19 protein-coding genes and 3 pseudogenes are annotated in these 24,572 nt (G+C 40.3%); 9 read left to right on the top strand and 13 right to left on the bottom strand.

Features of this window, described 5'->3' with window-relative positions:
* Nucleotides 1-8 precede the first annotated feature (8 nt).
* The 3 genes and pseudogenes from QNH43_RS24330 to eutC form a co-directional block, all read left to right on the top strand.
* Nucleotides 9-1,415, top strand: a pseudogene (locus QNH43_RS24330) (ethanolamine ammonia-lyase reactivating factor EutA).
* An 18-nt stretch (nucleotides 1,416-1,433) separates the two neighbouring features.
* Nucleotides 1,434-2,798, top strand: a complete 1,365-nt coding sequence (locus QNH43_RS24325) for an ethanolamine ammonia-lyase subunit EutB (RefSeq protein ID WP_283916042.1) — start codon at nucleotides 1,434-1,436, stop codon at nucleotides 2,796-2,798.
* Nucleotides 2,799-2,830: 32 nt separating this feature from the next.
* Nucleotides 2,831-3,556, top strand: a pseudogene (eutC, locus tag QNH43_RS24320) (ethanolamine ammonia-lyase subunit EutC); the annotation flags it as partial.
* A 612-nt stretch (nucleotides 3,557-4,168) separates the two neighbouring features.
* On the opposite strand, the gene QNH43_RS24315 reads toward eutC, so the two are convergent.
* The 6 genes from QNH43_RS24315 to QNH43_RS24290 all read right to left on the bottom strand — a co-directional run bounded on the left by QNH43_RS24315 (nucleotide 4,169) and on the right by QNH43_RS24290 (nucleotide 12,129).
* Nucleotides 4,169-4,843 carry a sulfotransferase family 2 domain-containing protein gene (locus QNH43_RS24315; RefSeq protein ID WP_283916041.1) on the bottom strand — a complete coding sequence of 225 codons (675 nt, stop codon included), beginning with the start codon at nucleotides 4,841-4,843 and terminating at the stop codon, nucleotides 4,169-4,171.
* 139 nt (nucleotides 4,844-4,982) lie between these two features.
* Entirely contained in the window at nucleotides 4,983-5,729 is a 747-nt protein-coding gene (locus QNH43_RS24310; RefSeq protein ID WP_283916040.1) for a sulfotransferase domain-containing protein, read from the bottom strand.
* 275 nt (nucleotides 5,730-6,004) lie between these two features.
* Nucleotides 6,005-7,228, bottom strand: a complete 1,224-nt coding sequence (locus QNH43_RS24305) for a hypothetical protein (RefSeq protein ID WP_283916039.1) — start codon at nucleotides 7,226-7,228, stop codon at nucleotides 6,005-6,007.
* A gap of 585 nt (nucleotides 7,229-7,813) precedes the next feature.
* Entirely contained in the window at nucleotides 7,814-9,058 is a 1,245-nt protein-coding gene (locus QNH43_RS24300) for a hypothetical protein (protein WP_283916038.1), read from the bottom strand.
* A gap of 594 nt (nucleotides 9,059-9,652) precedes the next feature.
* The gene (locus QNH43_RS24295; protein ID WP_283916037.1) at nucleotides 9,653-10,882 is read right to left on the bottom strand and encodes a hypothetical protein; all 1,230 of its coding nucleotides are present in this window, start codon (nucleotides 10,880-10,882) and stop codon (nucleotides 9,653-9,655) included.
* Between the two features lie 269 nt (nucleotides 10,883-11,151).
* Nucleotides 11,152-12,129: a hypothetical protein gene (locus QNH43_RS24290; RefSeq protein WP_283916036.1), complete on the bottom strand. Its 978-nt coding sequence runs from the start codon at nucleotides 12,127-12,129 to the stop codon at nucleotides 11,152-11,154.
* Between the two features lie 636 nt (nucleotides 12,130-12,765).
* Between QNH43_RS24290 and QNH43_RS24285 the strand changes: the two are divergent.
* Nucleotides 12,766-12,980, top strand: a pseudogene (locus QNH43_RS24285) (recombinase family protein); the annotation flags it as partial.
* Nucleotides 12,981-13,070: 90 nt separating this feature from the next.
* Here the strand turns inward: QNH43_RS24285 and QNH43_RS24280 are convergent.
* Nucleotides 13,071-13,796, bottom strand: coding sequence for a DUF4261 domain-containing protein (locus QNH43_RS24280; RefSeq protein ID WP_283916035.1), 726 nt, complete (start codon nucleotides 13,794-13,796; stop codon nucleotides 13,071-13,073).
* A gap of 262 nt (nucleotides 13,797-14,058) precedes the next feature.
* Here QNH43_RS24280 and QNH43_RS24275 point away from each other — a divergent pair, with 262 nt between their 5' ends.
* Nucleotides 14,059-14,778 carry a YebC/PmpR family DNA-binding transcriptional regulator gene (locus QNH43_RS24275; protein ID WP_053536610.1) on the top strand — a complete coding sequence of 240 codons (720 nt, stop codon included), beginning with the start codon at nucleotides 14,059-14,061 and terminating at the stop codon, nucleotides 14,776-14,778.
* A gap of 99 nt (nucleotides 14,779-14,877) precedes the next feature.
* On the opposite strand, the gene QNH43_RS24270 is transcribed toward QNH43_RS24275, so the two are convergent.
* Nucleotides 14,878-16,284, bottom strand: coding sequence for a polysaccharide deacetylase family protein (locus QNH43_RS24270; protein WP_283916034.1), 1,407 nt, complete (start codon nucleotides 16,282-16,284; stop codon nucleotides 14,878-14,880).
* A gap of 184 nt (nucleotides 16,285-16,468) precedes the next feature.
* Here QNH43_RS24270 and QNH43_RS24265 point away from each other — a divergent pair, with 184 nt between their 5' ends.
* Together QNH43_RS24265 and QNH43_RS24260 are read left to right on the top strand one after the other, a co-directional pair.
* Nucleotides 16,469-16,984, top strand: a complete 516-nt coding sequence (locus tag QNH43_RS24265) for an RNA polymerase sigma factor SigV (RefSeq protein ID WP_076370106.1) — start codon at nucleotides 16,469-16,471, stop codon at nucleotides 16,982-16,984.
* The gene (locus QNH43_RS24260) at nucleotides 16,969-17,838 is read left to right on the top strand and encodes an anti-sigma-V factor RsiV (protein ID WP_283916033.1); all 870 of its coding nucleotides are present in this window, start codon (nucleotides 16,969-16,971) and stop codon (nucleotides 17,836-17,838) included. The genes QNH43_RS24265 and QNH43_RS24260 overlap by 16 nt, the downstream gene beginning before the upstream one ends.
* Nucleotides 17,839-17,928: 90 nt before the next feature.
* On the opposite strand, the gene QNH43_RS24255 is transcribed toward QNH43_RS24260, so the two are convergent.
* Nucleotides 17,929-18,153 carry a hypothetical protein gene (locus tag QNH43_RS24255; protein ID WP_076370110.1) on the bottom strand — a complete coding sequence of 75 codons (225 nt, stop codon included), beginning with the start codon at nucleotides 18,151-18,153 and terminating at the stop codon, nucleotides 17,929-17,931.
* A 344-nt stretch (nucleotides 18,154-18,497) separates the two neighbouring features.
* Between QNH43_RS24255 and QNH43_RS24250 the strand changes: the two genes are divergently transcribed.
* Both QNH43_RS24250 and QNH43_RS24245 read left to right on the top strand, forming a co-directional pair.
* Entirely contained in the window at nucleotides 18,498-19,991 is a 1,494-nt protein-coding gene (locus QNH43_RS24250) for a peptide MFS transporter (protein WP_076370112.1), read from the top strand.
* Between the two features lie 221 nt (nucleotides 19,992-20,212).
* A complete protein-coding gene (locus tag QNH43_RS24245) occupies nucleotides 20,213-20,404 on the top strand; it encodes a hypothetical protein (RefSeq protein WP_063234934.1) in 192 nt (63 codons plus the stop codon).
* Nucleotides 20,405-20,614: 210 nt separating this feature from the next.
* Here QNH43_RS24245 and QNH43_RS24240 read toward each other — a convergent pair whose 3' ends face one another.
* The 4 genes from QNH43_RS24240 to QNH43_RS24225 all read right to left on the bottom strand — a co-directional run bounded on the left by QNH43_RS24240 (nucleotide 20,615) and on the right by QNH43_RS24225 (nucleotide 24,435).
* Complete coding sequence (locus QNH43_RS24240) at nucleotides 20,615-21,562, bottom strand: hypothetical protein (protein WP_283916032.1); 948 nt, start codon at nucleotides 21,560-21,562, stop codon at nucleotides 20,615-20,617.
* A gap of 223 nt (nucleotides 21,563-21,785) precedes the next feature.
* Nucleotides 21,786-23,168 carry an adenosylmethionine--8-amino-7-oxononanoate transaminase gene (bioA, locus tag QNH43_RS24235; protein WP_283916031.1) on the bottom strand — a complete coding sequence of 461 codons (1,383 nt, stop codon included), beginning with the start codon at nucleotides 23,166-23,168 and terminating at the stop codon, nucleotides 21,786-21,788.
* Complete coding sequence (gene bioD / locus QNH43_RS24230) at nucleotides 23,165-23,872, bottom strand: dethiobiotin synthase (RefSeq protein ID WP_283916030.1); 708 nt, start codon at nucleotides 23,870-23,872, stop codon at nucleotides 23,165-23,167. Before bioD ends, bioA begins: the two co-directional genes overlap by 4 nt.
* Entirely contained in the window at nucleotides 23,851-24,435 is a 585-nt protein-coding gene (locus QNH43_RS24225) for a biotin transporter BioY (RefSeq protein WP_076370122.1), read from the bottom strand. Before QNH43_RS24225 ends, bioD begins: the two co-directional genes overlap by 22 nt.
* Between the last annotated feature and the right edge of the window lie 137 nt (nucleotides 24,436-24,572).

The following is a 24,572-nucleotide window of genomic DNA, read 5'->3' as shown; positions in this document are numbered from 1 at the left end:
TGATTTTAATGAATGAACAGGTGGAACGAATCATCAGTGCAGGAATTGATATTGGCACCAGTACGACAAAACTTGTCATCAGCGAGCTTTCGCTTAGGAATGTGGCGGGTGGCGGACAGGTGCCAAAAATCGAAATTACCGCTAAGAAAATTCTGTATCGAAGTCCCATTTTCAGGACCCCGCTTTTATCCGATACGGTAATTGATATACCTGCTGTTCAAAGAATGGTGGAAAGTGAATACCATCAGGCCGGGATCACGATCGATAACATACAAACAGGGGCTGTCATCATTACGGGGGAAACGGCAACGAAACAAAATGCAGAAGAAATGGTTTACCGGTTATCTAAAGCGGCGGGGGAATTCCTTGTAGCGGCAGCCGGTCCGGACTTGGAGGGAATCATTGCCGCCAAGGGGTCGGGTGCCCATCAACATTCCATAAAGACAAAAAAGACTGTAGCGAACATAGACATTGGCGGGGGAACGGCGAATATTGCCGTATACCGTTCCGGCATGCTTTGCGGAACTTGCACACTGCATATAGGAGGCCGTTTGGTGTAGTGGGAGGGAGAGAAGGTGAAGGTTGCCCCTTCAATAGGGAAATGGCTGAAATCAAAGGGGCACTCTCCTTTGAATGGTGATGGGTCAATCATCACAAATGACATGGCGAAGGTGCTTTCGAGGTTTTTGGCTGGTTCATTCACAAAAGAAGATGAACTTCTATTAATTGGGAAGGAGCCATCATGGACAGGGCAAATCGATGTGCTGATGTTCTCGGGAGGTGTCAGTGATTGCATCTATCATCAAGAACGGGAGGACAAAAGCTTCCGGGATATCGGCATGATGCTTGCCGCCTCTATTAAGGAAAATGAAGAATTGGCTGCATGGGAGTGGGAACAGCCCGTTGAAACGGTTCGGGCGACTGTCCTTGGAGCAGGCGCACATACGACTGAAATAAGCGGTGCGACCATCGAGGTGAATGATTCTCATCTGCCCGTTCGCAATATCCCGGTCTATCGGGTCGATTTTCATGACGGGATAGATGATGTAACCGCGAGAATGGCACAAGCTGTTCAGGATGCGATCACGATATACGATCCCTTGCAGGAGGGCCTGAATTTTGCCTTTTATTTAACGAATTTACCTTATCAATCATTTCGGGACATTCACCAGCTCGCAGTCGCTTTTACCGAGGCCTTGATGCAAAAAACGAATCGGCAGCAGCCTCTGATCATTGTCATGGATAGTGATTATGGGAAAGCACTTGGTCAAACCATTCTAGCGAACCAACCGGATCTGCCGGTCATCTGCATTGATCAGACAGAAGTGGAACATGGTGATTATTTAGATATAGGAAGGCTGCTGCGGACAGGGGTCGTTCCGGTTGTAGTAAAAACGCTAACCTTTCACAGGTAGGAAAAGGAGGATTATACGATGAAATTATCCACTCAATACTTTGGGGAAATCCATCAATTCAAATCGTTGAAAGAAGTCATGGCCAAAGCGAATGAAGAGAAATCAGGAGATAGGCTTGCGGGAATTGCAGCAGATTCGGTCCAAGAACGGATTGCGGCGAAAGCGGTGCTTAGCGAATTGACTTTGGCGGACATCAGGAACTATCCCATGCTCTCCCCGGAAGAGGATGAGGTGTCGCGGATCATAGATGGTCTCATCAATGGAACCATCTATCAATCCGTGAAGAACTGGAGCGTTGCCGAGCTGCGTGAATATATTTTGAGTGACGAAACGACCGGCGAGGATTTAAAGCGATTAAGTAGGGGATTGAATAGTGAAATGATTGCTGCGGCAGCCAAGTTAATGTCGAACCTCGACCTAATCCATGCAGCCAATAAAATCGAAGTGCTCACCAAGAATAATAGCACGATCGGATACAAAGGAACGCTTGCTTCGCGCCTTCAGCCTAACCACCCGACCGACAATGTGGATGGCATGCTGGCTTCTTTAAAAGAAGGCCTCTCCTATGGAGTCGGGGATGCACTCATTGGAATCAACCCTGTCGATGATTCGGTTGAAAGCGTAAAGCGGCTGCTTCATGCGACACAGGATGTCATCCAGAAGTGGAACATCCCAACCCAAAATTGTGTGCTTGCGCATGTGACCACGCAAATCAAGGCCGTACAGCAGGGGGCGCCTGCCAATATGATTTTTCAAAGCATCGCCGGAACGGAAACGGCCAATCGTTCTTTTGGAATTAACGTACAAATGCTCGAAGAAGCTAATGAGGTCGCGAAGGCCTATGGGACCGGCACAGGCCCGCAGCATCTTTATTTTGAAACGGGGCAAGGGTCCGAGTTATCGGCTGAAGCGCATTTCGGAATCGATCAGGTGACGCTTGAGGCCAGGAACTATGGATTTGCCCGCTATTTTGATCCGTACATTGTCAATACGGTCGTCGGATTCATCGGACCTGAATATCTATATAACAGCAAGCAGGTCATCCGCGCCGGGTTAGAAGATCATTTCATGGGAAAAATGCATGGACTGCCGATGGGTGTGGATATTTGCTATACGAATCATATGAAGGCGGATCAAAATGATATCGAGGACTTGGGTGTACTTTTAACGGCGGCTGGCGTGAATTTCATCATCGCAACTCCGATGGGGGATGACTGCATGTTAAACTACCAGTCTTTGAGTTACCACGATATAGCGACTTTGAGGCAAACGATGGATAAGCGGCCCGCGCCATTATATGAAGCCTGGCTGGAGAAGATGGGGATTATGGAGAATGGAAAATTAACGAAGCGTGCCGGTGATCCGACTATATTTAACCATTAGGAGTGGATGATATGGGAATGAATAATAAGGAAGATTTGGCTGCATTGATGGCGAAAACCCCTGCGCGGATAGGGGTGGGCAGGTCAGGGACCCGGCCGAAAACCGATTCTTGGCTAAAATTCCGTTTTGACCATGCGGCGGCCGTCGATGCTGTATATGGTGAAGTCAGTGATATTCTTTTGAAACGCCTGGATTTATTCAAGGTGAAAACGAAGGCTGATGATAAGGAAGTCTATTTACGGCGTCCGGATTATGGCAGGAAGCTTTCGGATGAAGCAAAGCGGGTGATAGAAGCCAAATGCATAAAGGCCCCAACGGTTCAAATCATCATTTCCGATGGCTTAAGTGCCAAGGCGATCGAAGAAAATGTGGAGGATGTCTATTTATCTTTCAAACAATCTTTGGCAGTGGCAGGTCTGGATACAGGTACACCTTTTTATATTGAAAAGGGCCGGGTTGCGGTGATGGATGATATCGGTGAAATCCTTGGACCTGAGGTCATTGTCCTGTTGATCGGTGAACGGCCTGGTCTGGTCAGTGCTGAATCATTGAGCGCTTATATTTGCTATAAACCACGTTTGGGCACCATTGAAGCAGAAAGGATGGTCATTTCCAACATCCATAAAGGAGGGATTCCCCCTGTTGAAGCTGGGGCGCATCTTGGCACGGTCATTCAAAAGATCCTCAAATACCAAGCGAGCGGCATGTCCCTTGTGAAGAAGGAGCATGAAGAAGAAAAGCGTGAAAAACTCGGTTGAACCCCTTTTGTCTAAAAAGGGAATTCGGGATGGTCTCATTCCAACGATGATTAAGACTAGGTCGTTGATTTCCTCTCCAGGCACTCGCTTTCCGCGGGCGGTCCGGGAGCCTCCTCAAACTCGCTTTATATGTTTTTTTATTATTTTATATTCCTTATTGGATTGAAGAAATATGCGACACTCCTGCCGAATAACTGGCTAGCCGAGACCCAACATACAGGCGTTTGCGGCGAGGAGGCCATTTTTAACAGCTCCACCAGTACCATGTGCAACTAATCCGGACTAATCATGCACATTCCTCATTTATTGTTTTATTAACGACCGCATGAAAATGATGCTATTAATGTTGATCGGAAAGAGTATAGAAATAAAGGGACAGTCAAGGTAACAAGCACTAGGCTGTCTTTATTTTTGCTTCTTAACTTTTCAAAGGGTACTCCCCCCACATATTTACTGTCTCCAGAAGACGGAACATGGAAGAAAAATCATGTTCCGTTTAAAAAGAGAAAAAAATTATAAATATATAGAGGGTATCCCAAAAGGAAAGTACTACTTATTATCCTATCGGACACCCTTCTTTTTACAAGCATTTTTAGTCACTTAATGATATTCCTAAATTGAATCAGAACTGAAGCTATAATCGTATAACTCAATTTCCTTTTTAAAATATTTTTCAACTATTTGCTTTTGTTCTAATGTGTAAAATTTATGATAATGATTTTGGTTCTTCCTATAGTTACCTTTAGCTTTTGGTAGCCATCCATCATAGGCTAATCCTATTTCTTTACACATCTTCATCATATCTACTTCTAAGTTTTCATATTTACCCACAAAATCAACAACTACACGATCATCTATTGTATATAAGGGATAATTATAAGGGAACATTAAGTAAGAATCCAAAAATTGTTCAAAAGTTATTTCCTCATTTGGTCTTTTTGCAACTATAAAGTAGTAAGCGGAAATAACTTTATCCCAAGGATTCCTCTCAAAACAGAACTTATAATAGGATCTCCATATACGTTCCCCTACCAGCTTTTTAATATCAGCTGCAGGAATATGATTATAAAATTCTTTTTTCTCTATTTGATTATTCTCATGAATTTCGATTACGTAGTTTTGTGGTAATTTCCCCAAATTAGCTCTTATATCTTCATCTTCTTTTGAGTGAATTGGAGTTATTATATCTTCTTCACCGCAAAATCTCGATAAGCTAATCTCTATACTTGTTCCTGCCGTTTTTTTAGTTTTTATAAAAATGAATTTATGTTTATGAGATATGATCATAACTTCCTCCTAATGAAACTCATATATTTAAGAGTAATCCTCCATATATAAATAATGTTTTTTGAAAATCTAGAATAAAAATTAACAGTGTATTTAAGAAAAAAACTCTGTGTATTTGATTTTAAAAAACAATATTTTGTTAAATTTCATATCCTAATTCATAAAGTAAGTCACCAAAACGTTCCTTAATTATTTGTTTTTGTATATCGGATAAGATATTTTGCCAATTTCCACTTTTACCTTGTCTGATAAACGGTATATAGTGATCAGAATTCTTAAACCGTTTAACTTCACTTTGTTGTTCTGTTTCTAATCTCCTCATATTTTCGAAAGAAGCCCATGTAATTGCACTATTTAATTCAGTACCATCTCTTTGTATGGAAAGGAATTCAGCGATATTTTTTAATTGCTCAAAAGTATTATGTTTTAAATCTTCATACCTTAATAATAAGAATCCATTTTCTATTTTATTTTTATTTTTAATCCAACTCGTTACGTTTTTATCCCAATCTTGAAATGGACACTTACCTACTATAAATTCATTAAAAAATTCATCAAATGTGTTTTGGTAGTTACTCATTTTAAGATGCCAATAATAATAAGAAATAACTACATCACGAACATCACGGACAATATAAATTACCTTATTATATCTGTTATCATAAGAACTATGACTTTTTAACAGGCGAGGTGATTTAAACTTCAATAGTTGAGAATCATCATGGTGATATATATCTTGCACATACTCCTCTATATTTTTCCAGTCGATTTTTAGATTGAAATATAAAGTCCCAATCAAAAATCTCACCCATGTATTCCCCGACCTTGGATAAGATACAATAAAAATATCATCATCTAAAACAGTTGTTGGTTTTTTTGAGAGCAACGATTACACCTACTTAATTAATAATATTAATTACAAAAGCCATACAAATCCGATCATTCCGCCTCTAAATAATATGATGAAACCTGATCATTGGTTCATCAAAAGGTGTATTTGTATGATATTAGGATTTTAAGTTCTTTAGAACGATCACTTGTATTTTAAGTGGTAAAAATATGCATACGATAAAAAAGAAACAGGCTTACCAAAGGTAAGCCTGTCCAAAATCAAAAAGTGGGATGGCCATATTCGCCAGAAAGGATCTGATATTGAGCTACTTATGCTAATTTAACAGATACAATATCGACTCTTAGATCAGCGTTTGAATTGTTTGTGATTATTAATGATGCTGTTGTACCAGCAGCAAAGAAGTCAAAATTATAAAAGGCATACTGACTACTATCTAATAAGTTGAGTGCTTGAAATGTCCGAGTTGAGGTTCCTGTAATATCGACATCAATTGTACCCACAGTACCAGCTGCTGCAAAAGCTGCTTGGAATTGATATTGCTCACCAACCTGTAAAGGCAATAATGTCTGAGTGATAGTTTCACCGGGAGCAAGCAGTGCATTATTGGCACCCAACAACTGAGTACCACCAGCTTGGGTTTCACCACTTCCTGACCAAAAAGGAGGTAAAGCAGGTGGGCTAGATTGTTCGAAACCACCATTTTGAACGAGATTTGGATTCGTTAATTTAACAGATACAACATCGACTTGCAGAACACTGTTTGAATTGTTTGTGATGATTAATGATGCTGTTGTTCCAGTAGCAATAAAGGTAAAATTATAAAAGGTATACGCGGAATCTAACCTGAGTGCTTGAAATGACCGAGTTGAGATTCCTGTAATATCGACATCAATTGTACCCACAGAACCAGCTGCTGCAAAAGCTGCTTGGAATTGATATTGCTCACCAGCCTGTAAAGGCAATAATGTCTGATTGATAGTTTCACCGGGAGCAAGCAGTGCATTATTGACACCCAACAACTGAGTACCACCAGTTTGGGTTTCCCCACTTCCTGACCAAAAAGGAGGTAAAGCAGGTGGGCTAGATTGTTCGAAACCACCATTTTGAACGAGATTTGAATTCGTTAATTTAACAGATACAACATCGACTCTTAGATTAGCGTCTGAATTGTTTGTGATGATTAATGATGCTGTTGTACCAGTAGCAATGAAATCAAAATTGTAAAATCTATAATTGCTAGTTAAAGGGGCTGCTTGAAATGAATGAGTTGGGATTCCTGTAATATCGACATCAATTGTCCCTGAAGTAGCACTTGCGAAAAAAGCTGCTTGGAATTGATATTGCTCACCAGCCTGTAAAGGTAATAATGTCTGAGTGATAGTTTCACCGGGAGTAAGAAGCTGTGCATTATTAGCACCCAACAACTGAGTACCACCAGCTTGGGTTTCCCCACTTCCTGACCAAAATGGAGGTAAAGCAGGTGGGCTAGATTGTTCGAAACCACCATTTTGAACGAGATTTGGATTCGTCATATTTCATTCTCCTTTTCTTAGAAAAAAATTTTTTGGATCATTAGTAGTTTATTAAGTAAGTCGAAAAATGCTTGGACATATTAACTGAGAAAAACGGTTTTCTAAAAAATTAATAGATTTTCTTGTGAAATTATGCTTTTATCAGATTGTCGAGTCATGACAGTTTCTTTACTTATACACGTTTTTTCTGAAAAAAAGTATCTACTCAAAATAAAGAAGTGTATTTCATAAACAAACTTAGTTGACATAATTGCAAACTTTAGGAAGTAAGCCAAAACGCCAAATCCATTAAGTAAAAAGTCGATTCTTTAATGTAGAGGAGATCGACTTGGTTGGAATTCTCTTAGCGTATAGAAGTTCCTGAATGGGCGGTATAGCATTGTTGCCGCCGTTCGTAAAAGTATAATTCTACGTATTTTTTTCGATTGTTACTTTTTTAAAATGGACTCTGTTACAAAGCTGAAAAATAACTAACTACAGGAATGCTAAAGTTTAGTTCAATAAGAAAAGAGTTACCGTAGCAACCCTGATCTTGAACTCTAGCACCAGATAGTTAAAAAACATCCTTAATGCTTTTAAATAAAGTTATGCTAATTTAACAGATACAACATCGACTCTCAGATCAGCGTTTGAATTGTTTGTGATGATTAATGATGCTGTTGTACCAGTAGCAATGAAGTCAAAATTATAAAAGATATAGCTGCCTGATGATACGCTGTCTGCTTGAAATGTCCGAGTTGAAATTCCTGTAATATCAACATCAATTGTACCTGTAGCAGCACTTGTTGAAAAAGCTGCTAGGAATTGATAGTGCTCACCAACCTGTAAAGGTAATAATGTCTGAGTGATATTTTCACCAACCAAAATCCGTACATTATTATCTCCCAACAACTGAGTAACACCAGATTGAGTTTCACCACTTCCTGACCAAAATGGAGGTAAAGCAGGTGGGGTAGATTGTTCAAATCCGCCATTTTGAACGAGATTTGGATTAACCCTCTTTACAGATACAACATCGATATTGATAGAACCGTCCGAATTGTTTGCGATCGCTAAAGCAGCATTTGCTTCATTAGCCACGAAAGTAAAACTATAGAAAATATAATCAGTATTAGATATATTAACGGCTTGAAATCTTCGGGTAGAGGTCCCGGTAATATCGACGTCAATAGTCCCAGTAGTAGGAGTACTGTCAAAAACAATAGCTGCTTTGAATTCATAGACCTCTCCAACTTGTAAAGGCAATAAAGCCTGGGCGATAAATTCGCCATCACCAATATCTCCATTATTATTTCCCAATAGCTGCTGACCACCAGTATTAATACTACCAGTGCCTATCCAAAAGGGAGCTAGTTCATCTGCTGCATTCTCGTCAGATTGTTCAAATCCGCCATTTTGAACGAGATTTGGATTCTCCCTCTTTACAGATACAACATCGATATGCACAAAGGCGTCAGAGTTATTTGTGATTGTTAATGTTGGGGTTGCGGTACTAGCAATGAAGTCGAAATTATAGAAGGCATAAGTAGTGGTGTCTATCATGTTGCTTGCTTGAAATTTATGAGTTGCTTCTCCTGTAATATTGACGTCAATTGTTCCCGAACCAGCAGGTGTCGTGAAGGCTGCTTGGAACGTATAGAACTGACCAACCTGTAGAGGTAATAATGTCTGAGTGATAGTTTCACCGGGAGTAAGAAGCCGTGCATTATTATTTCCCAACAACTGAGAACCACCAGATTGGGTTTCCCCACTTCCTGACCAAAATGGAGGTAAAGCAGGTGGGGTAGATTGTTCGAAACCACCATTTTGAACGAGATTTGGATTCGTCATATTTCATTCTCCTTTCTCTTAGTTAATAAGAGGAAAAATTTTTGGATCTTAGTAGTTTATTAAGTAAGTTGAAAAATGCTTGGACATACTGACTGAGAAAAACGTTTTTCTAAAAAATTAATAGATTTTCTTGTGAAATTGTGCTTTTATCAGATTGTCGAGCCATCCCAGTTTCTTTACTTTTACACGTTTTTTCTGAAAAAAAAGTATCTACTCAAAATAAAGAAGTGTAATTCATAAACAAACTTAGTTGACATAATTGCAAACTTTAGGAAGTAAGCCAAAACGCCAAATCCATTAAGGAAAAAGTCGATTCTTTAATGTAGAGGAGATCGACTTGGTTGGAATTCTCTTAGTGTATAGAAGTTCCTGAATGGGCGGTATAGCATTGTTGCCGCCGTTCGTAAAAGTATAATTCTACGTATATTTTTCGATTGTTACTTTTTTTAAATGGACTCTGTTACAAAGCTGAAAAATAACTAACTACAGGAATGCTAAAGTTTAGTGCAATAAGAAAAGAGTTACCGTAGCAACCCTGATCTTGAACTCTAGCACCAGATAGTTAAAAAACATCCTTAATGCTTTTAAATAAAGTTATGCTAATTTAACAGATACAACATCGACTCTCAGATCAGCGTTTGAATTGTTTGTGATGATTAATGATGCTGTTGTACCAGCGGCAATGAAGTCAAAATTATAAAAGGTATATATTACGCCAACTGATACGTTGTCTGCTTGAAATGCCCGAGTTGAGATTCCTGTAATATCGACATCAATTGTACCTGCACCAGCACTTGTTGAAAAAGCTGCTTGGAATTGATATTGCTCACCAGCCTGTAAAGGTAATAATGTCTGAGTGATAGTTTCACCTGGAGTAAGAAGCCGTGCATTATTATCTCCCAACAACTGAGTACCACCAGATTGGGTTTCCCCACTTCCTGACCAAAATGGAGGTAAAGCAGGTGGGCTAGATTGTTCGAAACCACCATTTTGAACGTGATTTGGATTCGTTAATTTAACAGATACAACATCGACACTTAGATTACCGTTTGAATTGTTTGTGATGATTAATGATGCTGTTGTACCAGCAGCAATGAAGTTAAAATTGTAAAAGGTAAAAAAGCCTGATACGTTGGCTGCTTGAAATTTATGAGTTGCTTCTCCTATAATATCGACATCAATTGTACCTGTACCAGCAGCACTTGCAAAAGCTGCTAGGAATTGATATTGCTCACCAGCCTGTAACGGTAATAATGTCTGAGTGATAGTTTCACCGGGAGCAAGTAGTGCACTATTATTACCCAACAACTGACTACCACCAGATTGGGTATCACCACTTCCTGACCAAAATGGAGGTAAAGCAGGTGGGCTAGATTGTTCGAAACCACCATTTTGAACGTGATTTGGATTCGTTAATTTAACAGATACAACATCGACTCTTAGATCAGCGTCTGAATTGTTTGTGATTATTAATGATGCTGTTGTACCAGTAGCAATGAAGTCAAAATTGTAAAAGGCATATCGGTCTCCTGGAACGCGGAGTGCTTGAAATGTCCGAGTTGAGATTCCTGTAATATCGACATCAATTGTACCTGCACCAGCACTTGTTGAAAAAGCTGCTTGGAATTGATATTGCTCACCAGCCTGTAAAGGTAATAATGTCTGAGTGATAGTTTCACCTGGAGTAAGAAGCCGTGCATTATTATCTCCCAACAACTGAGTACCACCAGATTGGGTTTCCCCACTTCCTGACCAAAATGGAGGTAAAGCAGGTGGGCTAGATTGTTCGAAACCACCATTTTGAACGTGATTTGGATTCGTCATATTTCATTCTCCTTTCTCTTAGTTAGTAAGAGGAAAAATTTTTGGATCTTAGTAGTTTATTAAGTAAGTTGAAAAAATGCTTGGACATACTGACTGAGAAAAACAGTTTTCTATAAAAATTAATAGATTTTCTTGTGAAATTGTGCTTTTATCAGATTGTCGAGTCATGAAAGATTCTTTACTTTTACACGTTTTTTCTGAAAAAAAGTATCTACTTCAAATAAAGAACTGTATTTCATAAACACACTTAGTTGACATAATTGCAATCTTTAGGAAGTAATGCCAGTAATTCCGATATCAACTGTACCAAGAGTACCGCTACCACCAGATTCAAAAGTGGCTTGGAATTGATAAATCTCACCAACCTGTAAAGGTAACAATTCCTGCGAGATATTCTCACCAGGATTAAGGAGTGCATTAGTATCTCCCAACAATTGAGTACCACCAGTTTCAGTTGAACCAGTTCCCGTCCAAAAAGGAGCTAAGGCCGTTGGGGTGGATTGCTCGAACCCGCCGTTACGAACGTGATTTGGATCAGCTAATTTTACGGATACAACATCGATTTTGACATCGGCGTTGGTGTTGTTTGTGATTGTTAATGTTGCACTTGGTACAGTAGCTATGAAGTCAAAACTGTAGTAGGAATAATTTCCATTATTTATATTACCTTGAAAATTTCGAGTTGTGATGCCCGTAATAGCGATATCAATTGTACCTGTAATAGCAGCAGTATCCAAAGCGACCTGAAATTGATAGATCTGACCAACCTGTAAAGGTAACAAAGCCTGCGAGATATTTTCACCGACATTAAGCCGTGCATTAGTATCTCCCAACAGTTGAGTGCCACCAGTTTCAGTTGAACCAGTTCCTGACCAAAAAGGAGGCAAGGCTGACGGGATAGATTGCTCGAATCCACCGTTACTAACGTGATTTGGATTCGTTAATTTTACGGATACAACATCGATAAACACATCGGCGGAGGTGTTGTTTGCGTTTGTTAATGTTGCACTTGGCACAGTAGCTGTGAAGTTAAAATTGTAGTAGGAATATTCATTGCCGTCTTCTATATTAGCTCCTACAAAATGTCGAGTTGTGATGCCAGAAATTCCGATATCAATTGTACCAGTCGGAGCACCAATAGTGCTAAAAGCGGCTTGGAATTGATAAATCTGACCAACCTGTAAAGGTAACAATGCCTGCAAGATATTTTCACCGACATTAAGCCGTGCATTAGTATGTTCCAACAATTGAGTACCAGTTTCGGTTGAACCAGTTCCCGACCAAAAAGGAGGCAAGGCTGGCGGGATAGACTGCTCAAATTCACCATTTTGAACACGATTTGGATTAGTTATATTTCACGATCCCTTCCCTTAGTTTAGAATCAACATGAAAGACTAGTAAGAGAACTAATCTTTAATATTAGTAGTATATTTTGTAAGTTGAAAGGTGATTGGACATACTGACAGTATCTACTTCAAATAAAGAAATGTATATTATATACAAACTCAGTTAACATAATCGTAATTTTAAGAAGTAGTTAAAAAAGCCAAACCCATGTGTATCAGGGGTTTGGTTCCTAGTCGTTTTTTATCGTTTATTAAGGATTTTATAAACCCTTGATGTAGCAAGGGTTTGCTAGATGATCAATAAAAAGCCCTAGATTAACCACTAGAGCTTTTTCTATTTCATCTTTATTTATCTAATTTTGAAAGCTGTAGGTTCGTAAAAGTACACTTTTACGAACGGTTCTTTTTTATGCAAAATTACCTTGTTTTAACGTTCGTTAAAGTTGGATAACACTTTATGAACGTTCATAGATTTACATACACTTTTACGAACGTGATTGTTAGAATAATATGAAAGTAAGAAGAAAAAGGATAAAAATGGATGTTCGTAAATTCGGATACATAAGAGTTAGTAGCAAAGATCAAAATGAAGAACGTCAACTTCAGGCCATGAAAGAAAAAGGATTGGATGAACGAGATATCTTCATGGATAAACAAAGTGGGAAAAACTTTGACCGGGCTCAATATCAATTGTTAAAACGTATGATCCGGAAAGGGGTGTCTTATATATTCATTCACTCGATCGTTTTGGCTTGACAGCCAGGGAGCGGATTTCTAAAAAAACTGCAGGCAAACTCGCTTTATGCGATTTTGTCTACAGTCTTGGGGAGCGAATCACTCCTCTATTTACTTGTCCCTAAATTCCATAATCCAAACGGGTTGTAGAAGGGATGGTCTTCTTCATATCTAAAGTCCTGAAGGCCCGTCAATATAAAGTCGGGTGCATCTTGTTGAATGCTAAAGGTTTCGCCATTCTTAAAGGGAGGACGTTCACCTAAATGGTAATAATTAAATGTGTTTAGCAGCGCAGCCGCCTCTTTCGGACTCATTGTGTTAAGTGTCACGGCATCCGGAAGACCAAAAGCTTTCATTCCGAATGAACAATAATAATCTTCCTCCCCGATGATCGTGACAAAATGGGCATATACCGAGAGAATATCCGGGCTATGATGAAGATGCCGCCAATCTTCCTTTGAATGGGCAATTCCAGCCGTTTCTATTTTCACTGCCATTCCGCCTGCCCTTAGGATCGCTGCCCCGGCATCAATCAAATCGATAACAGTTCCGGTATCGGATATATCGGCTATAATATAGACGGTAAAGGTATGGTCATTGATTTCCTCTAATGCATTCTCCGAAAATGCGTCTTTACTGGCGTAGGAAAAGCTCTCTTTTAAAGTGGGTTCATAATCATGGATCTCCGCCTGAAAAGTAATGTTCTTATCGCTGTTGTGAAAAACATTCCCGGCTAACAGATACCCTTCGCTTTGGGAAGCGACCGTTTGAATCAATTCTGTCCGGTCCTTCCATTTACCGGGTATCCCGATGATGATTTGGTTGTCCTTCATGGATCATCTCTCCTTTCCGATCACTTCATACTATACCACTGCTGATGTTTTCCAAAGTATTTCATATAAAATAGTGCAAGAAACCGATAAATGCCAGAGTGAGGGATGTGCAGGACTTTTTCAAAATTATACAATTGATGTATAATATAATCTAGTAAACGTATAGCCTATCTTCAAAGGAATTCCCCTGGTGGGTTTTCTCATAGGGCCGTATCTTAATAATCTATTCGTATATATCAATGATGAAAGAGAGTGGAATATAATGGGTCGTAAGTGGAATAACATTAAAGAAAAAAAAGCGTCAAAAGATGCTAATACTAGTCGGATTTATGCCAAGTTCGGACGGGAAATATATGTAGTGGCAAAACAAGGTGAACCAGATCCAGAGTCCAATCAGGCATTAAGGGTCGTACTGGAGCGTGCGAAAACGTACAATGTCCCAAGAGCGATCATTGACCGTGCGATTGAAAAAGCCAAAGGCGGTTCGGAGGAAAACTATGACGAACTTCGTTATGAAGGATTCGGTCCGAATGGTTCAATGGTCATCGTGGATGCATTGACAAACAACGTGAACCGGACGGCATCTGATGTACGTGCCGCATTTGGGAAAAATGGCGGGAATATGGGTGTCAGCGGATCTGTTGCTTATATGTTCGATGCTACGGCTGTCATCGGGATTGAAGGTAAAACGGCTGATGATGTTCTTGAACTGTTAATGGAAGCGGATGTTGATGTACGTGACATCATTGAAGAAGAAGAAAGTGTCATCGTTTATGCCGAACCTGAACAATTCCATGCTGTACAACAAGCTTTCAAGGATGCAGGAATCAGCGATTTTACAGTGGCCGAGCTGACGATGCTTGCACAAAATGACCTAACCCTTCCAGAAGATGCACAAGCACAATTCGAAAAAATGATTGATGCATTGGAAGATTTGGAAGATGTTCAACAAGTTTATCATAATGTAGATCTTGGTGAATGATAAAATGAGCAGACCTTTGCTATATGATCAAAGGTCTGCTTATTTTATTTGAAAGGAAAGAGCCTGTTCCGAATCACGGAACAGGCTCTTTCCTTTTGATTATTCATTTATGGTGATTCCGGAAAGTTCACGTTCTTTCTGTACCTTTTCCAATTCCGAAATTGTGACCAGTTGATAACCTTGGTCATGCAGTTGTTTGATGATTTTTCCTGCAGCCTGGGCGCTAGTTTGATAGATATCATGCATTAATATGATACTGCCATCTTTGGCTTTGCTCATCACTTTGTTCACGATTTTCTTTTCATTCCGTTCTTTCCAATCTTCGGGATCGACATCCCAAAGTGTGACTTTCATATCCTCCATGTATTCACGCACATTATTGTTAATCGCTCCATATGGGGGACGGACGAGATTTGGCTCAGCACCTGTAGCTTTTTCTACAGCGTCTTGGGTCTTTTCGATTTGACTTTTGATCTTGTTCTTGCTTAAGCGCGTCAGCTGCGGATGATCCCATGAATGGTTGCCGATCTCATTTCCTTGCTGCAGCATTTTTTGCAGAACTTCCGGATAATGCTGTACGCGGCTTCCAAGCACGAAAAACGTCGCGTGTCCATCATACTTGTTCAGGTCTTTAAGAATGGACATGGTATGACTTGGATGCGGCCCGTCATCGAACGTCAAGGCAATGACCTTTTTTGAAGGGTCGATCCATTCATTTTGCACGGGCAGCTTGGCGACGATATGTTTCGGCTGCCATTCCTTTACACGATCCGCATTCAAATCTTGACTTTGATATGAATCTAGCAAACTATCTTTAAAAAGTTCCTTCTTGATGGCTATTGTATGGATCTTAGTTGAATGATCAGTCTTAACGTGGAATACAAGCGTATCTTTCAAGACTGAAAAAGAATTGAAGTTGGCTGCCTTCAGTTTGTTTTCCTTTTTAATGAGACTGTTTGAAATGCCTTCTTCTTCCTTCTCCGTTAACTCTTCAAAAACAATATCGGATAAAACGGATAAATAATCAGTATCCGTGGCAAAGATGTCTTCTATGGAGAGCTTTTGCTGAGATGGAATATCATAAGTGAAGATCTGGGATCCAGACTGCTTCTTTCCTTCCACTTGCTCATATTTATCGAAGGAAATCGTAATGGTCTGTTTGCTGAAATGGAGGATCGTATAAGTGAGGTTAAGCTCGGAAGCTTTTCCGTCGGATGCTTTCCATTTCTTTTCATAATCCTTGATTTCTTTCTTTATGTAGGCTTCTAGCTGCTTGTCGATATTTTCTAGATGCAGAACGGGCCTGCTGGCTGAATACCCGCCTTTCGTATTATCTTTCACATACGTTTGAATATCGGCTTCTGGGTAATTTTTATCAGTTGTATAGGCCGAAACGGTTCTTTTCTTATCAAAAGCAAGGCTTTTGATGGCTAACCCCAACGTTCCCAAGGCAGCGGTTAGACAAAATAGAAAAATAAAGACTTTTTTATAATTTAATTTACTCATGATGCACTCCACCTCGATAATCATTCTACTATATAGACGCGCCAAAAGCCTTAAAAGTTTGTAAAAAATTTCATTTTTTTATATTTATATATTTCTTGTTCATTTTCAAACTTTTATGGCTGCACAAACGTCTATCCTTTGTACCCAGGATACGTAATTTAAATGTAAGGAGCTCTTTCATGCAATGAAAAATCTAGATATGAATCAATTAATCGCGGCCCGGATAACCGAAAGGCAAGAAAATTTGTACAGACTTGCTTTTTACTATGTTAAAAACCAAGAGGATGCGCTTGATATCGTGCAGGAATCAATCAGGAAAGCGCTGGCCTCCAGCAGCAAAATCAAAGACGCTGCTTCTATAGATAGCTGGTTATATAAGATCATCGTCCGAACGGCACTGGATGTTTTGCGGAAGAAAAAGAAACTGACCATCGCCGATGACGAAACAATAGAATACTTACGCAGCGGTGAGGAAGATCACTATCCTGACCTGGATTTGCAAAAGGCCCTTGAGGGACTTTCGGTCAAGTACAAAACGGTAGTCGTTCTCCGTTTCTTCGAGGACCTGAAGCTGGAAGAGATAGCGGAAGTGCTGGAAGAGAACGTAAGCACGATTAAAACGAGATTATATAAAGCGCTGCAACTATTGCGGATCAACATGACTGAACGGGAGGAAACAAAAAGATGGAAAAAAAACTAAAAGATCTGAGGGAAGAATATCTTAAAACACCGATACCAAAGGAATTGAATGATGTCGTTCAAGCGGCCTTGAATGAAAAGCCCAGGAAGAAGCCAAGGGTTGGCAGGAATATCCTCATGTCTGCGGCTGCAGCGCTTCTGATTGTGACAGCTTCCGTAAACATCAGTCCGGCAGCGGCGAAAGCCATGAGTGAAATCCCGATAGTCGATAAGGTCATCAAAGTGATTACCTTCGTCGAATGGAAAGAAGAAGCGAATAATTCTTCGGCAGTAATCAAAACACCTGCCATATCCGGTCTGGAGAATAAACAGCTCGAAGATAGCTTGAATGAGAAATACTTATCGGAAAGCAAGCAGCTTTATAAGGAATTCACGGACTCCATGTCAAAACTGAAGGAAGGGGAAAAGGGCAATATGTCGGTGGAAAGCGGATATGTGATATTGACGGATAATGAAACGATCTTATCCGTACAGCGTTATACGGATAAGATTGCTGCTTCCAGTTCTACAGAAAGTCAATTTGATACAGTCGACAAGAAAAACGAAGTGCTATTAACGCTAAATAGCTTATTTAAAGATGATCGTTATCTTCAGGTGATCAGTGAGAACATCAAAGAACAGATGAAGCGGCAGATGGCAGAAGATCCGGAAAAGATATATTGGGTCGAAGATGATGACCTTACTGCTTTTAAAGGCATCGATGAAAACCAAAACTTTTATATAAACGAAGATGGCAAGCTAGTCATCGCCTTTAACAGCTTTGAAGCTGCTCCGGGATATATGGGGGCCATCGAGTTCGTCATCCCGACAAAGGTGCTGTCAGACCTTCTTGTCGGCGATCAATATATCCATTAAAACGGCCTCTTATTTGTAATTCTTATGACGGGCGGAAGGCTTTTAAAACGGCAAAATACCCATTAAAAAAGACGAACCAACGTTACTTGATTACAGTAACCTTGGCTCGTCTCTTTTTTGTTCGAATTTCATCTGGTCCAGTTCCAGCCTCATTTTTTCCGTCTCCATTAGAAAATTTTCATGCTTCAGTTTCTCAAGTTCCAATTCGACCTTTAGCATATTGTGTTTGGTTTTTGACTGTTTTTCTAAATGGCTTGTCAGTATGCCGATTATAGGGATGGAAAAAATCAGCACAACGGTTATGATCCCTAGCATTATCGTGCCTCCTCATTTTTTATATCTATTATACGGTGTATATAACGGATGAAGTGAGTTTTTTAAAAAATGGTTCTCGCTATTTTTACGATTCTCATTGCATCTGCATGGCAACCAAAGTGATATGAAACGTAATACCATTTGTGAAGTTAGGGCAATATATCTTTGATGGCAGCTCCCTATTAGACTATAAGGGGTGTTTTTTACTGTAAAATACGGGTATTGTCATGTAGGGTGGCAACTCTCTTCTATTTATTTTGAAATTAATTATTTAAATATACTAAATATTTATTTACAATAGTGAAAATAAAAGTTATTATACAATAATAAAAGGAGGGCTAGGTATGGCAACGATAAATAAACAGAAAATTGTGGATAGTGTACCTCAAAAAGGTTTTTTCGGAAACCCTAAAGGATTATTCACCCTTTTCTTTACTGAGTTCTGGGAGCGTTTCTCGTATTATGGCATGAAGGCCATTCTTGTTTACTATATGTATTACGAAGTTTCTAAAGGGGGACTAGGTCTTGATGAAACCACAGCCCTTGCCCTTGTATCCATATACGGATCTTTAGTATATATGTCAGGTATAATTGGCGGATGGCTTGCCGATAGGATCTTCGGGACTTCCAAAGCCGTATTTTACGGTGGTATCTTGATCATGCTCGGGCATATTGTCCTTGCTGTACCAGGCAGTCTCTCCATGTTCTTTGTTTCCATGGTACTCATTGTTCTTGGTACTGGTTTATTAAAACCGAATGTTTCCAGCATTGTTGGTGAAATTTACGCAGAAAATGACGAACGCCGGGATTCCGGTTTCAGTATATTCTATATGGGTATCAACATGGGTGCATTCCTTTCACCGTTTGTTGTCGGTACAGTCGGAATGGACTACAGCTTCCATCTTGGTTTTGGACTAGCGGCAATTGGAATGTTAATTGGACTCATCGTCTTTGTTGCAACAAAGAAAAAGAACCTGGGCCTTGCTGGAACTCTACCTGCAAACCCATTATCACAGAATGAAAAGAAAAAAGTATTCACGAAATTGGGGATAGCTACACTTATCTTAGCTGCCATCATCGGCATCACTGCCGCTAAAGGCATCTTAACGATTGAAACCTTTATTAATCTTGTAGGTATCCTAGGGATCGTTATTCCGACCCTTTATTTCATTTTCATGTATCGCAGCCCTAAAACGACTTCTGTTGAACGTTCACGCTTGATTGCCTATATTCCTTTGTTTATAGCAGCTGTCATGTTCTGGGCGATTCAAGAGCAAGGTGCAACTATATTAGCAAGCTATGCAGACAAACGGACACAGTTGAATTTTGCTGGAATAGAAATAAACCCGGCATGGTTCCAATCTTTGAACCCTTTGTTCATCATCACCCTTGCACCAGTATTCGCATGGTTATGGATTAAACTAGGAAAGCGTCAGCCGACCATTCCTCAAAAATTCTCAATAGGTTTATTGTTCGCCGGTTTATCATTCCTGGTGATCCTGCTTCCTGTTTATTTCGGTGGATCGGATGCATTAGTCAATCCGCTATGGCTTGTACTTAGCTATTTCCTTGTAGTGCTTGGAGAACTTTGTTTATCTCCTGTTGGACTTTCAGCAACTACAAAATTGGCTCCGGCCGCATTCTCGGCACAAACGATGAGCCTGTGGTTCCTGGCAAGTGCAGCAGCACAAGCACTGAACGCACAAATCGTCAGATTCTACACACCTCAAACCGAAATGGCTTATTTTGGCGTGATTGGTGTTGCTTCAATGGTCCTTGGACTGGTCCTGATGGTCTTATCACCAAAGATTCAAGGTTACATGAAAGGCATTCGCTAACACTTGGCCAGCAGCAAAAAAAGATGACCTCAGAGTTAAACGGGGTCATCTTTTTTATTTCATTCCTTCTATTTTGTAATATAAACAAATATGATACCCAGAGGGTGCCTTTTCTAATGCCATCGATTCATTGAAGAAGATGACCAATCGCTGCGCATAAAAAAGTCATTTAAACATAATTATATATAACGATAGGTGTTTTTATGGGTAGGAGGGAAGATATGGAGGGAAGGAAGTATAAGTATGAACTGCTATTGAGAAGCGCCAGGAAAGTCGGGTCCAAACCTAAAGGTATTGAAATGCCATCTTCACCTGTATGGAGTCCCGATCATATAAAATCAGCTAAGGATTGGATTGGCAGGAGCCCCATTCTGGAACCGTATATTAATACATATCTTGGACTTAAAAAATAACCCCGTGAGTCATCAGGGGGTATTTTTAATTTACATTTGATAATACTTTTTTTACTGACGGACTATTCGGTGTCAACTTGTTCGAATGATAAGTTGGAATAACGACCTCATGAGGCTGTGACTTACCGACCTTACTCGCGGATTTAAATAGTTTGGATTTACTATATTTTCTTTTAGGTAAAGACATCGTTATCACCTCTTTCCTTTATTTTACTTAATTTCTTCCTCAGATTCAACATCTTCCTCTTCTTGAATAGCCAAAGATGTGTGGTATCTTCGGTATAATTCATATGTTAATGAAGCTAAGCCTGATACTAAATGGCCGTCATATTCATCAAAAATGGTTCGATAGCTCTTTAGGACAATGACATAAGTAATTAAGCATTCTTCCTCAGTCAGCAGATTTTCTTCGACGTTAATTGTATGGATCATAAAGTTTTTAAAGTGTATGTATCTATCATTCTCTTTATTGATAGGAAGCCCGATTCCTTTCACTTTTGCTGAGGGAAGCGATTTTTTAACAAGTTTAGGAGCTGAGTAATTCTTTTTAAACTTGGTTTCCGTCACTATATCAAATTCAAAATGGGAGTCCCAATTATTTTTATAATGATCTCTCATGTAATAGAGCATTTCTTCAAGAAAGTCCTTATAGCTTGTATTATCCCTTTCAACTTCTAAAAACAATGATTTAAAATCCTCTTTTAACCAGTAAGAGAGAAGTCCGAATTTATCTTGTTGAATGGTCAAATTCTTAGCTACCTCGATGGCTTGGGATTCTCTTTCAACTTCGAGGGTCATGAATTTAAATCTTTTAACGCTCAATAGCGGGATTGGTATAAGTATAAAAAGGAATAGCAGGATTAAAAAGTAACCGACATGTTCAAATATGATTTTTGCTTTTGGTGATTCCGCTAATGGTTTTAAGACCAGTGATGTAACGGTGGGATCCTTTTCAATGACTTTACTTTCCTTTACTTTTTCGCTTTTACTTGATTGTTCCTGTTTCGACTCTTGAACATTACCAGCAGGTGCCTGAAAATAGCGAATAATTCCAGAGACGATAATTAGAATGAGCAGACTTATATAAGCAAAAGTATAAAAAGTCCTGATCCAGTCTTTTCTGGTAGGGGAATCATACTCTTTTTCTATGCCTGACAAAGCAGTTCACCTCTTTCCTTTTACCCTGATTATAGCAGAAATACCCAAAATTATTAAAAATATCTAGGTCAATCTATAGGTTTGTAAAACAGAAAAAGGCTAATGATGATTTTTTGCGATGCAGACAATGGAAGGAAATCAGCATATGTACTCCGTATTTCCAAAGTGCTTTGTGAAGAAAGGAAGAAACCGGATGAGCCCTGCTCTTCCGGTTCTTTCTGGATCAGTTTGCTGCTGGAATCAATCCTTTTTGAGTGGCGATCTCCTGGATGGCACGGTAGACGGTTTCGACCATGAAATCGAGTTCCTTTTCTGACATGGAAAGGATCGGCATCATCGTGATGACTGGACCAAGTTCCCGGATGATCAGGCCATTTTCCCGTGCTGTATGGATGATTCCGGAAACGACGTTCTCTTGGAGGGTGAACGTTTCTTTTGTTTCACGATCTTTAACGATTTCCACTCCTATCATGAAGCCGCGCTGGCGGATATCGCCAACGATCGGAAGTTCGTATAGCGCTTGCAGCCTTTGTGATAGGTATTTAGATTTCTTCTGGATGTCTTTAATGAGATTGCGGCTTTCCATCAGCTCGATATTCTTCAGGGCCAGTGCACAGGCTAGCTGGTTTCCTGTATAGGTGTGGCCGTGATAGAAGGTTTTATGCTCTTCCCGTTCTCCCAAGAAGGATTGAAAGATTTGCTCGTTCATGATGGTGGCTGCGAGTGGCATATATCCCCCAGTGATCCCCTTGCCCATACACATGATATCGGGGACGACATCTTCCTGTTCGCAGGCAAACATTGTACCGGTGCGACCGAATCCTACGGCCACCTCGTCACAAATTAAGAGGATATTGTACTTCTTGCATAATTGTTCGACCTCTTTCAAAAAGCCCTGGGGATGGGTTATGATGCCAGCTGCTCCCTGCACCAGCGGTTCGATGATCAATCCTGCAATTTCCTCTGATTGTTCTTGCAGTAACCTCTCCAGTTCCTTCAAGCAATGGTTTTTCACGGCTTCTTGATCCCCATATTCAGTCATGTGATAGGCATATGGTGAAGGGGCGGAAATCCGTTGAAATAAGAGGGGCTTAAAGATTCTATGGTATAGATCCATTCCGCCCACACTCACAGCTCCGACAGTATCGCCGTGGTATGCTTCGTCAAGTGAGACGAATTTGTTTTTATTCTGATGCTTGACGGGATCGATATTCTGCCAATATTGATAAGCGACTTTAAGGGCGATTTCCACTGCGGCAGATCCCGTGTCGGAGTAGAAGACTTTCGATAAAGAACCAGGGGTGATCTCTGCCAGTTTTTTTGCCAGTAAGATCGATGGTACATTCGCAGATCCAAGCAGCGTGGAGTGCGCGACTTTATTCACTTGTTCAATAAGGGCGCCGTTCAATTCCGGCTCGTTATGCCCGTGCACATTCACCCATAATGAAGCATAGCCGTCGAGGTAGCGTTTACCATCCACATCAATCAGGTAGCTGCCTTCGCCGCGCTCGATGATCAGCGGTTTACTTTCCCGGTACGTTTTCATTTGTGTGAACGGATGCCATACATATTCCTTATCCCATTGTTCTAAATCCTGACTGTTCATGCTTTGAACACCTCTTTCAGTTGTTGGGTATAATTTTGATCACCAAGCAATTCAAGGATGCAGTTCCTCAAGTCTTTTCTGACATCGGCCATTGTCGGGATGCAGGCGAGGCCATTCAGCCCTGTCAGCTTTTCGATGGTTTCGATATTGTCTTGATGAATCCGATCTTCTGGCCGGTAATGATTATACAAAATGGTTTTCACGTTTATATCATGGACCTGGGCATAAGAATGGGTCGTCACGACATCATGAATCGCCCCTAAACCGCTTGTGGATACGAAGAGGACAGGCATGCCGCAATCCCTTATGAAATCCGCGGTCATATAGAAACCTTCCGTCCGTTCAATGAGCGGCACAGCCAATCCGCCAGCGCCCTCGACTAATACGATGTCATACATTTCCTCAAGTTCATGAACCCTTTCCACGACTTTCTTCTCATCGATTTGACTTCCAGTCAATTTAATCGCCAAATGTGGGGAGGTTTCGGGTTCCAGTGTGATAAACCCTGATTCCTTTACACCGAGTTCCTGCTCAAACCAAGAAATATCCGGGTATGTATTATTTTCCTCATTGATTCCAGTTTGAAATGGCTTGAATATCGTGACGCTTTTTCCCAATGTTTGAAGAGACAGATAGAGTGCACTCGTGACGATGGTCTTTCCAATATCCGTGCCAGTTCCGGTTATAAAGTAGGCTTGGCCCATGGATGATTCAGCTCCTTTATGTTTATATATTTTGCAATGCGCGGACGTACTTGCTGAATGATGACAGCACATAGAATGCATAGCATTAAATCACCGGGTACAGGTAATAAGAAGCCGTAAAGAATCGTTTGGTTGATGGAAAGCGGTGTCTCCACAATCCACTTCATCGCACCATACAGCCAGATGCAGCCGAAAAAGTAAACTGTCAGTAAAGAGGCGGCATTAGCAAAGAATATGGAACGGATCGTTGAGAGGGAAAACCGGTTGATCAGCCATCCATTTACATAGGCTCCAAGTATATATCCGAGCAAATAGCCGAAAGTGGGTTTGAATATATAGCCGAATCCCCCGCCTTCAGCAAACACGGGCACCCCGATAAGTCCGATCAAGACATAGCATAACTGACTGAGCATCCCAAGCCGGGGCCCCAATAATGCGCCTGCCAAATAGACTGCCAGAATTTGCAGTGTGAATGGTATGTAAGGGATAGGTATCTTAATAAAGGCGCCAATGGCAGTTAACGCGGTAAAAAGGGCCACATAAGAAATCGTCCTTGCCTTCAAGGTTTTCAACCTCCTTTTTAGATATGGCTGGCAGAATGCCCACTATTAGTTTGCCTGAATCCCATTTTATATGTCAACTAATTTATATATTTAGTTAACATATAAAGTGCCAGCTTTCTTAGGATTTGAAGGGCATA

The organism is Peribacillus simplex, assembly GCF_030123325.1.
GTDB classification, from domain to species: Bacteria; Bacillota; Bacilli; order Bacillales; family DSM-1321; genus Peribacillus; species Peribacillus simplex_D.
Note: the sequence above shows the minus strand (reverse complement) of the source record. Positions and strands in the feature narration are given on the sequence as shown.

Excerpts from the sequence above, each read along its gene's own strand:
- QNH43_RS24325 (WP_283916042.1), top strand. The coding sequence starts at position 1,434 with ATGAAATTATCCACTCAATACTTTGGGGAAATCCATCAATTCAAATCG.
- QNH43_RS24265 (WP_076370106.1), top strand. The coding sequence starts at position 16,469 with ATGAAAAATCTAGATATGAATCAATTAATCGCGGCCCGGATAACCGAA.
- QNH43_RS24255 (WP_076370110.1), bottom strand. The coding sequence starts at position 18,153 with ATGCTAGGGATCATAACCGTTGTGCTGATTTTTTCCATCCCTATAATC.
- QNH43_RS24250 (WP_076370112.1), top strand. The coding sequence starts at position 18,498 with ATGGCAACGATAAATAAACAGAAAATTGTGGATAGTGTACCTCAAAAA.
- QNH43_RS24305 (WP_283916039.1), bottom strand. The coding sequence starts at position 7,228 with ATGACGAATCCAAATCTCGTTCAAAATGGTGGTTTCGAACAATCTAGC.
- QNH43_RS24260 (WP_283916033.1), top strand. The coding sequence starts at position 16,969 with ATGGAAAAAAAACTAAAAGATCTGAGGGAAGAATATCTTAAAACACCG.
- QNH43_RS24315 (WP_283916041.1), bottom strand. The coding sequence starts at position 4,843 with ATGATCATATCTCATAAACATAAATTCATTTTTATAAAAACTAAAAAA.
- QNH43_RS24295 (WP_283916037.1), bottom strand. The coding sequence starts at position 10,882 with ATGACGAATCCAAATCACGTTCAAAATGGTGGTTTCGAACAATCTAGC.
- bioD (WP_283916030.1), bottom strand. The coding sequence starts at position 23,872 with ATGGGCCAAGCCTACTTTATAACCGGAACTGGCACGGATATTGGAAAG.
- QNH43_RS24280 (WP_283916035.1), bottom strand. The coding sequence starts at position 13,796 with ATGAAGGACAACCAAATCATCATCGGGATACCCGGTAAATGGAAGGAC.
- bioA (WP_283916031.1), bottom strand. The coding sequence starts at position 23,168 with ATGAACAGTCAGGATTTAGAACAATGGGATAAGGAATATGTATGGCAT.
- QNH43_RS24300 (WP_283916038.1), bottom strand. The coding sequence starts at position 9,058 with ATGACGAATCCAAATCTCGTTCAAAATGGTGGTTTCGAACAATCTACC.
- QNH43_RS24275 (WP_053536610.1), top strand. The coding sequence starts at position 14,059 with ATGGGTCGTAAGTGGAATAACATTAAAGAAAAAAAAGCGTCAAAAGAT.
- QNH43_RS24270 (WP_283916034.1), bottom strand. The coding sequence starts at position 16,284 with ATGAGTAAATTAAATTATAAAAAAGTCTTTATTTTTCTATTTTGTCTA.
- QNH43_RS24245 (WP_063234934.1), top strand. The coding sequence starts at position 20,213 with ATGGAGGGAAGGAAGTATAAGTATGAACTGCTATTGAGAAGCGCCAGG.